This is a genomic window from Listeria monocytogenes (genome assembly GCF_041765605.1).
In the GTDB taxonomy this organism is placed as follows: Bacteria; Bacillota; Bacilli; order Lactobacillales; family Listeriaceae; genus Listeria; species Listeria monocytogenes_D.
Map to the genome: position 1 here is coordinate 576,467 of NZ_CP168900.1, position 13,100 is coordinate 589,566.

General features: G+C 39.3%; 13 protein-coding genes. 9 read left to right on the top strand and 4 right to left on the bottom strand.

From position 1 onward, the window contains the following. Window positions 1-10: 10 nt before the first annotated feature. The 5 genes from AB2Q86_RS02850 (at window position 11) to AB2Q86_RS02870 (ending at window position 4,164) form a co-directional block, all read left to right on the top strand. Window positions 11-865 carry a diguanylate cyclase domain-containing protein gene (locus tag AB2Q86_RS02850; protein ID WP_003730190.1) on the top strand — a complete coding sequence of 285 codons (855 nt, stop codon included), beginning with the start codon at window positions 11-13 and terminating at the stop codon, window positions 863-865. A 250-nt stretch (window positions 866-1,115) separates the two neighbouring features. Next, window positions 1,116-1,547 carry an SMI1/KNR4 family protein gene (locus AB2Q86_RS02855; RefSeq protein WP_012581874.1) on the top strand — a complete coding sequence of 144 codons (432 nt, stop codon included), beginning with the start codon at window positions 1,116-1,118 and terminating at the stop codon, window positions 1,545-1,547. A 65-nt stretch (window positions 1,548-1,612) separates the two neighbouring features. Beyond that, window positions 1,613-2,443 (top strand): class I SAM-dependent methyltransferase, encoded by an 831-nt coding sequence (locus AB2Q86_RS02860; RefSeq protein WP_012581873.1) that lies wholly within the window; start codon window positions 1,613-1,615, stop codon window positions 2,441-2,443. A gap of 77 nt (window positions 2,444-2,520) precedes the next feature. After that, window positions 2,521-2,790 carry an ACT domain-containing protein gene (locus tag AB2Q86_RS02865; protein ID WP_003721327.1) on the top strand — a complete coding sequence of 90 codons (270 nt, stop codon included), beginning with the start codon at window positions 2,521-2,523 and terminating at the stop codon, window positions 2,788-2,790. A gap of 18 nt (window positions 2,791-2,808) precedes the next feature. Continuing rightward, the gene (locus AB2Q86_RS02870) at window positions 2,809-4,164 is read left to right on the top strand and encodes a PFL family protein (protein WP_012581872.1); all 1,356 of its coding nucleotides are present in this window, start codon (window positions 2,809-2,811) and stop codon (window positions 4,162-4,164) included. Between the two features lie 39 nt (window positions 4,165-4,203). Here the strand turns inward: AB2Q86_RS02870 and AB2Q86_RS02875 are convergent, their stop codons facing one another. After that, on the bottom strand, window positions 4,204-5,172 hold the full coding sequence (locus AB2Q86_RS02875) for a LacI family DNA-binding transcriptional regulator (RefSeq protein WP_003730193.1): 969 nt from the start codon (window positions 5,170-5,172) through the stop codon (window positions 4,204-4,206). A gap of 171 nt (window positions 5,173-5,343) precedes the next feature. Here AB2Q86_RS02875 and AB2Q86_RS02880 point away from each other — a divergent pair, with 171 nt between their 5' ends. The 3 genes from AB2Q86_RS02880 to AB2Q86_RS02890 all read left to right on the top strand — a co-directional run bounded on the left by AB2Q86_RS02880 (window position 5,344) and on the right by AB2Q86_RS02890 (window position 9,182). Next, complete coding sequence (locus AB2Q86_RS02880; RefSeq protein ID WP_012581871.1) at window positions 5,344-6,666, top strand: 6-phospho-beta-glucosidase; 1,323 nt, start codon at window positions 5,344-5,346, stop codon at window positions 6,664-6,666. A 103-nt stretch (window positions 6,667-6,769) separates the two neighbouring features. Next, complete coding sequence (locus AB2Q86_RS02885) at window positions 6,770-8,041, top strand: Zn-dependent hydrolase (protein ID WP_012581870.1); 1,272 nt, start codon at window positions 6,770-6,772, stop codon at window positions 8,039-8,041. Further along, entirely contained in the window at window positions 8,007-9,182 is a 1,176-nt protein-coding gene (locus AB2Q86_RS02890; RefSeq protein WP_012581869.1) for a M20 family metallopeptidase, read from the top strand. The genes AB2Q86_RS02885 and AB2Q86_RS02890 overlap by 35 nt, the downstream gene beginning before the upstream one ends. A gap of 47 nt (window positions 9,183-9,229) precedes the next feature. Here the strand turns inward: AB2Q86_RS02890 and AB2Q86_RS02895 are convergent, their stop codons facing one another. Continuing rightward, window positions 9,230-10,246 carry a tagatose-bisphosphate aldolase gene (locus AB2Q86_RS02895; RefSeq protein WP_008946969.1) on the bottom strand — a complete coding sequence of 339 codons (1,017 nt, stop codon included), beginning with the start codon at window positions 10,244-10,246 and terminating at the stop codon, window positions 9,230-9,232. 237 nt (window positions 10,247-10,483) lie between these two features. Between AB2Q86_RS02895 and AB2Q86_RS02900 the strand changes: the two genes are divergently transcribed. Next, a complete protein-coding gene (locus tag AB2Q86_RS02900) occupies window positions 10,484-11,677 on the top strand; it encodes a serine hydrolase (protein ID WP_012581868.1) in 1,194 nt (397 codons plus the stop codon). Window positions 11,678-11,714: 37 nt separating this feature from the next. On the opposite strand, the gene AB2Q86_RS02905 is transcribed toward AB2Q86_RS02900, so the two are convergent. Beyond that, window positions 11,715-12,635, bottom strand: a complete 921-nt coding sequence (locus AB2Q86_RS02905; RefSeq protein ID WP_012581867.1) for an ABC transporter substrate-binding protein — start codon at window positions 12,633-12,635, stop codon at window positions 11,715-11,717. A 110-nt stretch (window positions 12,636-12,745) separates the two neighbouring features. Then, window positions 12,746-13,096 (bottom strand): PTS glucitol/sorbitol transporter subunit IIA, encoded by a 351-nt coding sequence (locus AB2Q86_RS02910; RefSeq protein WP_012581866.1) that lies wholly within the window; start codon window positions 13,094-13,096, stop codon window positions 12,746-12,748. Between the last annotated feature and the right edge of the window lie 4 nt (window positions 13,097-13,100).

The following is a 13,100-nucleotide window of genomic DNA, read 5'->3' on the forward strand; positions in this document are numbered from 1 at the left end:
GAAATAAAAAATGAAAAAAATAACGAATAACTTATTTGCAGATATTGGCTTTTTATTTTTCATCTTGCTTTGTTTCATCACGATTGGTTTTATGATTAATACGCCGGATGAATATTTGCGAAACATTATTTTATTAAATATCACTTTTTTACTTGTGATTATCACCTATTTTACGAATTTAACGCTTGGTTTGATTTTAAATGTCCTCTACATTTTCATTTATGCGACTTATATTATTTATGAAATTGTCGCGAATCAAATCGCTTATGGTTTTGGTAGCTACTTCTGGCTTATAATCACGCCACTTTTCACCGTAGCGAGTGCGATGTTTACAAGAAATACGTCGAGGCTTCAAGAAGAAAATACAAAAATCAAACAGCAAAACCTATATTTAGGAACCATCGACCAAGAAACCTTGCTTAAAAATATCGTTTCATTCCAAAATGATGAGCGAATCTTTTCCAGTATTTCACGCCGTTATGATTTACCGTTGTCACTAATGGTCATCAAAGTACGTCACTGGCGCGAGTTGAAACGATTCCAAAGTGAAGACGAAATGCGACTTGCGTTACAAGATATTTCAGCGATTTTAGAGACTTGTATCCGCACGAGTGATGTCCTTTACTTATTAGATAAGAGCGATGCGACTTGGGGGCTTTTATTACTAACAGACGAACCGGGCGGGAAATTAGTTGCGGATCGAATCAAAAGCCGCATAGCCGAAGCCAACACCGAAGAATTTGCCGCGAAGTACCGTGTGAAGCTAGAACTTCGCATCGGAACAAGCCAATTTGATAGCGAAAAAGTCAAGACGCCACTTGATTTTATCGAGTTAGCGACAAAAGAATTAGAATATGACGTGTAAAATAGAGAGTTACCTTCTATCATTAGGAGGTAACTTTCTATTTTGATTGGGGGAGCATATAGAAATGGTCAAAATGCTTAATATACAAACAATTATCATCGTTCTTACAGGCAATATCTTGATAAGGAAATCGGTTTAAATTACAATAGATATTATTAATACAGCCATAGTTATATCAATCAGTAATCAATAGGATTATATTTGATTTATAACGTGAAGAGTATTTGATAAATAGATCTGGAGGTTTCCAATGAATAGAAATGAATTAGTGAATTTGCTTAATAAACACGCTGAAATCGTAAATTTGGGTACTTCTGAAGATGCCCCTTCAACTGAATGGGTTAATAATGCGGAAAAGGCACTATCTATTAAATTACCAAGTGATTATAAATGGTTTTTAGAGACCTATGGTGGAGGAGATATTTGTGGTGAGGAAATATATAGTATCTATAGTATCCCCTTTGACGAAGCTGTAGGTGGTGACATTGTTTATCAGAATGTCATCTCTAGCAATAATATTATGAATGGTTATGTGGTTGTATCTAATACTGATTTTGGCGAAGAGTTCTTTTTTGATATTAAAGATATGGAAAAAATATACATATCTTTAGGCGCACAAAAAGAGTTATATGCAAACAATTTCATTGAATATCTAAATAAAAGATTAATGTCATATATTTAAATATTTCCGGGTATTTTTGAACATCCCGGATTTTTTAATCTATTCTTTACTTTTGGGGGAATACCATGAACTTAGAAGAAATAGTCAATTGCATGTTATTAAACGAAAATGACAAAGAAATTCAGCGGACCCAAACGGAGCACCGCATCAAACTTGTTGATTTTTGGCAGGTGAAAAAAGGGGACCGGGTGCTGGAAGTTGGTTGTGGGCAAGGCGATACGACAGCTGTACTTGCGAATGCAGTTGGTACTAGTGGCTTTGTGCAAGGTATTGATATTGCACCACGAACTTATGGTGCCCCGTTTACCATTGGCGATGCGACAGACCATTTGAAGAAATCACAGCTCGGTGCGCAAATGGATTTTAAGCTAGGAACGGATATTTTAAAAGGGGATATCACTTTTCCAGAGGATGCTTTTGATGTAGCTGTTTTATCGCATGCTTCGTGGTATTTTAGTTCCAAAAGTGAGCTTACGCTGATGCTCGAATTACTAAGCAAGTGGGCGAAACGCGTTTGTTATGCGGAATGGGATACGAGAATTACGGATGTAAAACAAACATCACATATGTTAGCTGTGCTCACCCAGTCATCCTACGAAGCATTCAAACAAGAAACGCAGTCCAACATCCGAACATTCATCACACCAATAGATATGCAAGAAATCATCCAAGAGCACAACTGGAAAATGGGTGCGGAAACAAGTATCTTCTCAGAAAAAATGCAAGATAGCCGATGGGAAATTAGTTATGTAAAGGATTTTATTACAAAAGAATTAGAAGCCGATTTAGGTTTGCCAGAAAAATTCAAAGCATTTTTACTTAGTCAAAGTAAATTAATTACGCTTGAAAATAGTTTGCCAATGGCGTCATACTGCACTTCTTGGCAGGCGAAGTAATTTTGCTTTCTTTTTCACAAGATTTAGATTTTTTATGCTATAATGGAACGTATTAACGAACTAAAGGAGTGTTGAATGTGAGAGCTGTACTTACTGTAATTGGAAAAGATAATGTGGGTATTGTCGCAGGTGTTAGTAATAAATTAGCTGAACTGAATATCAATATTGTGGATGTATCCCAAACGATTATGGATGGCTATTTTACAATGATGATGATGTGCGATATTAGCCAAATCACAAAAGAATTTGATGAAGTAAAAGCAGAATTAGCCGGAAAAGGTGAAGACCTCCAAGTAAAAATACATATTCAGCGGGAAGAAATTTTCAACGCAATGCACAAACTTTAGGATGGGGGCGATGCTAGTATGGAAACAAATCAAATTTTAGAAACGATACGAATGATTGAAGAAGAAAAGCTAGATATCCGGACGATTACAATGGGGATTTCTTTGCTAGATTGTATGGACGGCGACGGCGAAGTGGCTCGAAAGAAAATCTATCAAAAAATCGTCACCAAAGCGCGCAATTTAGTGGCTGTTGGTGAAGCGATTGAATCTGAGTTTGGTATTCCAATTATCAATAAACGAATTTCTGTCACACCGATTGCGATTATAGCTGGCTCTAGTGCCGACACTGACTATGTGGGATTTGCCAAAACGCTTGATGCAGCAGCAAAAGAAGTTGGCGTGAATTTTATCGGTGGTTATTCCGCACTCGTCCAAAAAGGTTACACGAAAGGCGATGAAATTCTTATTCGCTCGATTCCGCAAGCACTCGCGCAAACAGAGCGTGTTTGTTCATCGGTCAATGTCGGCTCAACTCGAACAGGAATCAATATGGATGCAGTTCGTCAAATGGGTGAAGTGATTAAAGAAACGGCGGATTTAACAGCCGATACACAAGGCCTAGGTTGCGCGAAACTTGTTGTATTTGCCAATGCTGTCGAGGATAATCCTTTTATGGCAGGGGCATTCCACGGTGTTGGTGAAGCGGACTGCGTTATTAATGTTGGCGTCAGCGGACCAGGTGTGGTCAAACGCGCTATCGAAAAAGTAAAAGGCGAACCATTTGATATCGTCGCTGAAACAGTTAAACAAACGGCTTTCAAAATCACTAGAATGGGTCAACTCGTTGGTCAAGTCGCTTCCGAAAAACTCGGCGTTCCTTTTGGGATTGTCGATTTGTCACTAGCGCCAACGCCAGCGATTGGCGATTCGGTCGCACATATTTTAGAAGAGATGGGCTTAGAAATGGTCGGAACACACGGTACAACAGCTGCCCTTGCTCTTTTAAATGACGCAGTGAAAAAAGGCGGCGTAATGGCTTGCGGACATGTCGGTGGTTTATCCGGTGCATTTATTCCAGTTTCTGAGGACGCTGGTATGATTGAAGCCGTGCAACAAGGTGCGCTCAATCTTGAAAAATTAGAGGCAATGACGGCAATTTGCTCGGTTGGTCTTGATATGATTGCTGTACCAGGAGACACCACTGCCGAAACATTAGCAGCAATGATTGCGGATGAAGCCGCGATTGGCGTAATTAACAACAAAACAACCGCTGTCCGGGTAATTCCAGCAAGCGGCACCAAAGTTGGCGACATGGTCGAATTTGGTGGCTTACTCGGCACGGCACCAGTAATGCCAGTAAACGGTAAGTCTTCCGTGGACTTCATTGCTCGCGGCGGTCGAATCCCAGCACCAATTCATTCTTTTAAAAACTAACAAAAAAGGTTTCCTCCAAATTTGCGAGGAAACCTTTTATTATGTCGTTTTTCGTTCTACTAAATGGAAATCTAAATCGAGTAGTGGCAAATTGCTACCAAATAATTGATTCATAATGAGCGTAAAAGCATTTTCAGCCTGCAAATTTACCGGATAGTGAATCGTTGTGATATCAAGCAAATGCGCGATTTCCATATTATCAAAACCACAAATCGCAAAATCTTCCGGCACGCTATAATCAAGCCGCCTTGCTTCCGTCAGAAGTCCAGCCGCAAAATAATCATTCGGTGTCAAAAAGGCATCAGGTTTATGCTCTGTTTCTGCAAACCAATGCGCAATCTTTTCCCCATCTTGCCGGGAACCTTGCCCGTAAAACTGTCTAAATTCATGCGGATCAAGCTCATAACGCGCACAAAAGTCTTTAAAAGCAAGCATACGACTTTGCGTATTAAGCCCGGTCGTATTCCCGTAAACATTCACGAATTTTCGATATCCTTTTGCATATAAATGTTCGAGCGCAAGTGTATACCCGTCATATTGATTCATAAATACAGAAGGAATTTTTTCGCTTTCGACACGTTGCCAAGTGACAATCGGGCCGTATTTGGTGTAATGTTCAATCGTTTTCCAATCATTTGATCGAATGACCAAGACGAGCGCATCGATTTGTTTTTGACGCAGCATCTCTAAGGCCTCTAGTTCTTTATCTGGATCAATCCGCGTCATAAACAACGTGACGTTATAGCCGTGCTCTTGCGCCATCATTGTAAAACTTTTCAAAAAAACATTTAGTGAATCTGAAAAGCTAGGAATGACTATGCCTATTAGCTTGGTGGCACCTTTTTTTAGTGATACAGCATTAATATTCGGAACATAATCTAACTTGTCAATTATTGTCTGAACGCGTTTTCTCGTTTCTTCACTCACATAGTCGCGATTATTAATTACTCGGGAAACTGTTGCTGATGAAACACCCGCTAGTTTCGCGATTTCTTGTATATTTGCCAATTGCAAAACACCTCGATTTCTCGTAGCTCTGTAATTAGTATACCAAAAAAGCCCGCCAAATAGCCAGTTTGGATAAATTTAAAATAAGTGCTTGACCTGTAATGCATTACATGAATTATGATGAATGAGAAGAAAAGAAAACGCTTTAAAATTCTAGGAGGTAAGTATATTATGAAAAAAGGTGTAAAAATCGTTACAATTGGTGGGGGTTCCAGTTACACACCAGAACTTGTTGAAGGATTTATTAAACGCTATCATGAACTTCCAATCAGAGAACTTTGGCTAGTAGATATTGAAGCTGGTCGTGAAAAATTAGAAATCGTTGGTAATATGGCAAAACGTATGGTCAAAGCAGCAAACATTGACTGCGAAGTATATTTAACACTTGACCGTCGTGAAGCTCTAAAAGATGCAGATTTTGTTACAACACAATTTCGTGTTGGTTTATTAGACGCTCGTATTAAAGATGAAAGAATTCCACTTAGCCACGGCATCATTGGTCAAGAAACAAACGGAGCAGGCGGAATGTTTAAAGCTTTCCGTACGATTCCTGTCATTCTTGGTATCGTTGAAGATATGCGCGAACTATGCCCAGATGCTTGGTTAATCAACTTCACTAACCCAGCAGGTATGGTAACAGAAGCCGTTCTTCGTTACGGCAACTGGGATAAAGTTATCGGTCTTTGTAACGTGCCAATCGGAGCAGTGAAAAGCGCATCCGACGTTTTAGAAAAACCAGAAGAAGACTTATTCTTCAAATTTGCAGGAATCAACCACTTGCACTGGCACCGCGTATTCGACAAAGATGGTACTGAATTAACAGAAAAAGTTATCGACGGTCTTTACGCACCAGATGCTAACCCTGGAAAAGTCGTTGAAAACATTAAAAACATGCGCTTCTTATATGAACAAGTAAAACATCTAAAAATGCTTCCTTGTCCGTACCACCGTTACTACTACATGACGGATGCAATGCTTGAAGAAGAACTGGCATCTTTCAAAAACGAAGGTACTCGCGGAGAAGTCGTGAAAAAATTAGAAGACAGCTTATTCGAATTATATAAAGATCCAAATCTTGATTACAAACCAGAAGAATTATCCAAACGCGGCGGCGCACATTACAGTGATGCAGCATGTGAAATCATCAATTCCATTTACAACAACAAAGGTACTGTAATGGTAGTATCTACTCGTAATAATGGCGCAATTGATGACGTTCCTTATGATAGTGCGGTAGAAATCACAAGCGTTATCCGTGCGCACGGTGCGGAACCAATCAACTTTGGCAAATTCCCACCAGCACAACGCGGCTTGCTACAAGTAATGAAATCAATGGAAGAATTAACAATTGAAGCAGCAGTAACAGGCGATTACGCAACTGCGCTACAAGCCTTCACTTCCAATCCACTCGTTCCAAGCGGCGACTTAGCAAAAACAATCTTAGATGAAATGCTAGAAGCACACAAAGAGTTCTTACCACAATTCGCTAAATAATAACTAAGTGATCCCTAGAAAATAGGGATCACTTTTTTTATGAGTTGTTTTAGCGAGCATTTTTTTCACTTTCCTGTAAAATAGAAAAAAGGAGGTATGCTAAATGCAAACAAATCTTGAGAGAATAAAAAAACACATAGAAAATTTAGATAGATATACAGCAACTCCGGGTCAGGGGACAACTCGCCTTACATATAGCAAAGAAGACCTCGGAGCGCGCAATTATTTGAAACAAGAAATGGCCAAGGTAGGTCTTACTGTTTCAGAAGATGCGATTGGGAATATTTACGGAAGATTAGAAGGCGACAATCCAGATTTACCAGCAGTTATCGTGGGTTCTCATTTCGACTCCGTGCCAAATGGTGGTGCTTTTGATGGACCAGCTGGTGTCATTACTGGTCTTGAAGTAGCGAGCGTTTTCCATGAACAACAAAGGAAACCACATTTTCCGCTTGAAATTATCGCGATGGTGGAAGAAGAAGGCTCTCGTTTTGGCGCTGGCCTCCTTGCTTCACGTACAATTACTGGCAAAGTTACCAAAGAAATGCTCCATGAAATGAAAGATATAGATGGAATTACAGCCGCAGAAGCCATGGCAAAAGTAGGATTTGATGCAAATCAAGTGGTTACAGCTATCCGCACGAAAGAATCCGTTAAAGCATTTATCGAACTACACATTGAGCAAGGACCAGTCCTAGAAAATGCCAATGAGGATGTGGCGCTAGTAGATACAGTAGTCGGTTTAACAGAAATAAAAGTAACAGTAAAAGGACAAGCCGGCCATGCAGGCACAACCCCAATGCTTGACCGAAAAGATGCGCTGATCACAGCTGTCGAAATTTTAGGTCAACTACCAGAACTTGCTATCCAAGAAGGCGGCGGAACCGTATTAACAGTGGGCAAACTCAACGTCTATCCAAATGGCGCAAACGTTATTCCAGATAAAGTCGTTTTTACCGTAGATATCCGAGCAAAAGACGAAATTCACGTCCAAAATACATTAACAAAAACAAAAGAAATTATCCAATCCGCAGAGAAAAACGGCATCACTTGCGAAATAGAAGATATGCTATACGAACCGCCGACCCATTTATCAAAAGAGATTCATCAAGCATTGACCGAAAGTGCCGACCAACTCGGCTTAAAATACCGAACAATGGTTAGCGGGGCGGGGCACGATGCGATGATTTTTGCAGGTTTAACCGAAGTAGGCTTGATTTTTGTCCCTAGCCACAATGGTATAAGCCATGCGCCCGAAGAATGGACGGATTACGACAAACTCCAAAAAGGAATCGAAGTCGTACTGGAAACAGTAAAAAAATGGACGGAGGAAAGCGCGAATGAATCAGAAAATAAAACAAGTAGTTTTAAATAATGAAGAAGCAATGATTGCTTTTCGCCGTGATTTGCACATGCATCCAGAACTCCAATGGCAGGAATTTAGAACTACCGACAAAGTTGCCAAAGAATTAGATACATTAGGCATCCCATATCGTCGAACGGAACCGACTGGATTAATCGCTGACCTAAAAGGTGGGAAGCCTGGGAAAACAGTTGCCTTGCGAGCAGATATGGACGCACTCCCAGTTCAAGAACTAAACCAAGATCTTCCATATAAATCTACAGAAGATGGAAAAATGCACGCCTGCGGTCACGATGCGCACACATCGATGTTATTAACCGCCGCGAAAGCACTTGTTCTAGTAAAAGATGAACTACAAGGGACAGTGCGCTTCATTTTTCAACCGTCAGAAGAAATTGCAGAGGGTGCGAAAGCTATGATAGCCCAAGGAGCGATGGAAGGCGTGGACCACGTGTTTGGAATTCATATCTGGTCCCAAACTCCAAGTGGAAAGATATCTTGTGTAGTCGGCTCTACATTCGCCTCCGCAGATATTATCCAAATCGACTTCAAAGGACAAGGAGGTCACGGAGCAATGCCACATGACACAATCGATGCTGCTGTAATTGCTTCCTCGTTCGTTATGAACCTCCAATCCATCGTATCACGCGAAACAGATCCACTTGATCCAGTCGTAGTAACTATCGGTAAAATGGAAGTCGGTACACGCTACAATGTCATCGCAGAAAATGCTCGTTTGGAAGGAACGCTTCGTTGCTTCAATAACACTACACGCGCCAAAGTCGCAAAATCAATTGAACACTACGCCCAACAAACCGCCGCTATTTACGGTGGTACGGCAGAAATGATATATAAACAAGGCACACAACCAGTAATCAACGACGAAAAAAGCGCTCTACTCGTCCAAGAAACAATCACGGAATCATTCGGCGAAGAGATGCTTTACTTTGAACGTCCAACCACGGGCGGCGAAGACTTCAGCTATTTTCAAGATGAAGCTCCCGGAAGTTTTGCACTCGTTGGCTGCGGCAATCCAGAAAAAGACACCGAATGGGCGCATCACCATGGCCGCTTTAATATTGACGAAAGTGTCATGAAAAATGGCGCCGAGCTATATGCCCAGTTTGCGTATAATTATTTAAATCAAAATTAATAAAAAAAGCCCCCAGCTAATTCAATTAGCTGGAGGCTTTTTGTATGCTATTGTTTTTCTACTACATGTACATCTTCGAAAGAACCATATTTTGTCCACCAAGGAACGGCACCTTCATCAAGCAATTTATCAAGAGAAGTAATATTTTCTTTCCCTTGCGTACGAAGCCATTCGCGTAAAGCGTCATCGCCTTGTTTACCATAAACTTCGATACCATCAGCCCAAGTTGCACGACCGCAAAGTACACCACTATATTGCACGTTATGTTGGTTCGCAAATTGGATTGTTTTATGGAACATTTCAGAAGTTACGCCAGCACTTAGATAAATAAATGGAAGTGGGCTTAAGTCAGAGCACTCTTCAAAATGACGAGCTGCTTCGTCTTGCGTATAAGCGACTTCACCTTCCGCAAAACCTTCCACATATTTAAAGTTAACTGGAACTTCAAGTTTAAGTACATCTACACCATAACGAGGTTTAGAGAATTCTTTAATGGAAGCTTTTACTTTTGCTGGTTTTAATTTCGCATACTCTAAAGAACCAGAATCAGTAACTTTTGCATCATAAGTAATAGGTTCTAAGAAAAATGGAATATCAACTGCACGACATTCAGCCCCGATTCTTTCTAAAAACGCATATTTGATTTCATTAATTTCAGCTGGCTCATCTGGATCATAATAAACGAGAATTTTAACAGCATCTCCGCCATTTTCTTTAATACGAAGTGCCGATAAATCTTCAATTAAATCAGGAAGTTTACCAGGAGTTGTTGCGTCATATCCTGTTTTTTCATAAGAAGTTAAAAGTCCGCTACCTTCGTGGCGAGCTTTGATTGCTGGAGTACCATATTCTAAATCAAGCAAAATCGCAGAAGCATAAGGAGTTAATTCTTCAGAAACAAGTTGTTTGAAGTCTTCTACATCCTTTTTATTTTCTGTTCCTTTTGCTTGTTGGATCATTTTTTTGAGTGAGCCACGTTGGTCAATGGCAAGCGCTGCAATGACACCTTTTTCGTTGGAGAGTCTTTGTAAACCATCAAATTTACCTTTTGTTATTTGTACCATTTTTATCTAGTCTCCTTTATAGCAATTTGTCGTTGCTTTAATCAATTTATCCTTCCTTATTATACCACTGAAAAGTTTTTTTAAAACATAGGTATATTTCCGTATTGATTTATCTGAAATAATAAATTACGATATATGTGGAGTGTTAGGTATTATTAGGAATTCGGGATAATTTCTACTAATACATTCTCTTTTGGGAAAGTCATTTAGCGATTAGACTAGACCAGGAGTGATGAAATGAATCGACGCGAAAGACGTAAACACAGAAGACGCAAGAACATGATTATCGTGTTGAGTACTGTATTTCTACTGTTTATTGCCACTAGTTGGATGATTTTTGAATTTAAAAGTAAACAAGAGCAAACAGTATCCGCACCAACTAAGAAGAAAGCAGCAACTGCCACAAAGCCATCGGAAAATTCAGCAGCTAATGAGCCAGAAGAAACGAAAGAGCCAGAGCCAGTAGAAGAAAAGCCAAAAGAAACTATTGTAAAAAATCAAGAAATTGATAATTATTTACAAAAAATTGGTTTTAGTGGTTCGGCACTTGTAGTTCGCGATGGAGAGACTATCATACAAAAAGGGTACATGTATGCCAATCGTGATGAAAAAGTTTTGAATACGCCAGATACTTTGTTTTATATTGGATCTTCTCAAAAAGCAATTGTAGCAACGGCACTTTTACAATTAGAAGAAAAAGGTAAAATAAACACGAATGATCCAGTTTCGAAATATATACCGGATTTTCCTAATGGTAATAAGATTTTAGTGAAGAACTTTTTGAATCATACATCTGGTATTGTTGGCCGACCAAAACTAACGAGTAATATGACACCAGATCAACTTATTCAAGCTATTGAGAAGCGGGGAATTAAATCACAACCTGGGAAATGGGATTATATGGATGCTAATTATACTGTAGTGGGTTATCTTGTAGAAAAAGTTAGTGGGCAACCATTAGCGACGTATCTTCAAGAAAACATTTTCGAACCTGCAGGAATGAAGCATACAGGATACAATCAAAAAGATGTTGATGGGGGCAAAAACATATCAATTGGATATAAGATTGATGACAATGGAATCTTCCAAAGTCCGAAACTTGTAGACTTATCACAATTGTATGGCGCAGGGGATATTAGTATGCCTACAACGGATATGTATTTGTTTGACAAAGCATTAATGGATAAAAAATTGATTTCTGAAGCAAGTTTGAAGAAAATGTTCACAAAAGGAAGCAAATCAACTTATGGAATGGGATTCTATGTGGATCCAGGGAGTTATAATAGTCACGGAGTTGTGACCGGATGGGACGTATCCAATAGCGTCAGCCATACTGGAAGAACGTACGTTATATTATTCTCCAACGTCCAGAACCACATTGCTTCATTCGGCAAAGTGAATAATGATATCTATGGTTTCTTAAATAAATAAAAAAACTCGATTCTGTTTATAGAATCGAGCTTTTTTATTATTTACCTGTAATTTGTTTTACAGCATCTTCCATTTGATAAAGTTGAGCAGCAGCACTGTAATCGCTCCACTTCGTATTATCTACTTTATACACTTGGTTTTTCTTCACGGCTGGAATATCTTTCCAAACGCCTTTTAGCATTTCATCCACAGAATCCGTGTTGCCATCAGCAGGCATTAAGATAAAGAGACGATCTGCTCCTGCTGCATATTCAGGAATTGCTTCACTGGAAATCGCTTTTGTTTCTTTGTTTGCTTTAGCAGCATCTGTCGGTGTGAAACCTGCGCCGGAGTATAAGCCGTCAAAGACTTTTGCATCGTGCACATAAATTTCTTTACCATAAAATTGAATTACTGCAGCTTTTTCGTTCGCAACACCAGCATCTTTCAGTGTTGCTTTTGCTTCTTTGGAGCTTGCCGCATAATCTTTGTCCCATTTTTCTTTTTCTGCTTTTTTATTTAAGAGATTGGCAATGTTAGAAAGTTGTTTGTCCGGTGTATCACCGAAATGCGTGATATAAACAGGAGCTACTTTTTCTAAATTCTCTAAAAGGTCTTTTTGGTAATCACTAATAATAATTAAATCTGGTTTTAAATTAGCGATTTTTTCAATACTAGGTTTGTCATTACCAACACTTTCTGTCCCCTTTGTTGCCTCAGGGTATGTAGTGATGTAATAATCAGTTGTACCAACAGGTTTAACGCCAAGAATTTCCATTTCGCTTACGTTTTGAAGAGCGACAATTCTTTTCGGTGTTGTTGGAACTTCTACTTTACGGTCCATTGTATCAGTAACCGTTTTTGTTGCGGATTCCTTTTCTTTGCTTGAGTCCTTATCTGAAGAACTGCCACAAGCGGTTAATACTACTGCTAAAAGAACAGTCATCAAAATAGCAGCCCATTTATGCTTTTGGTACATTGTGTATTTCCTCCCTAATTGAAAATGATTTTCATTATCGTTATAAAAGTAATTATATCGAAAACAGGGAGGATTGACAAGGTGAAATGTAGCACAAAAAATTTTTATACTTAAAATTGAATGCTGTCACCAATCGTCATCGTTGGAAAAACTTCTGGGGAAACAACGACAGCTCCTGGTAAAACTTCATTTTGTCCTGAGCGGAAATAAACAGAAATATGGCCAAGTTCTTCGAGATTTTTGTTTGCATCTGAGCCGACTTCTTCTATTGTATATTCTTGTTCGCCGATTAGTAAGGTATTTCCTTTGGTTAAGGCATTGTTTGGTACATCTTCGAATTCGTGAATAACAGATATTTCGCGTAATTCATTGGTAGCAGTTGGTCCAAATAAGATAACGATTTTTTCTTCTTCAAAAGCGGGGACAAGTGGTCCGATTTCCATAATTTTACTTATAGTCATAACA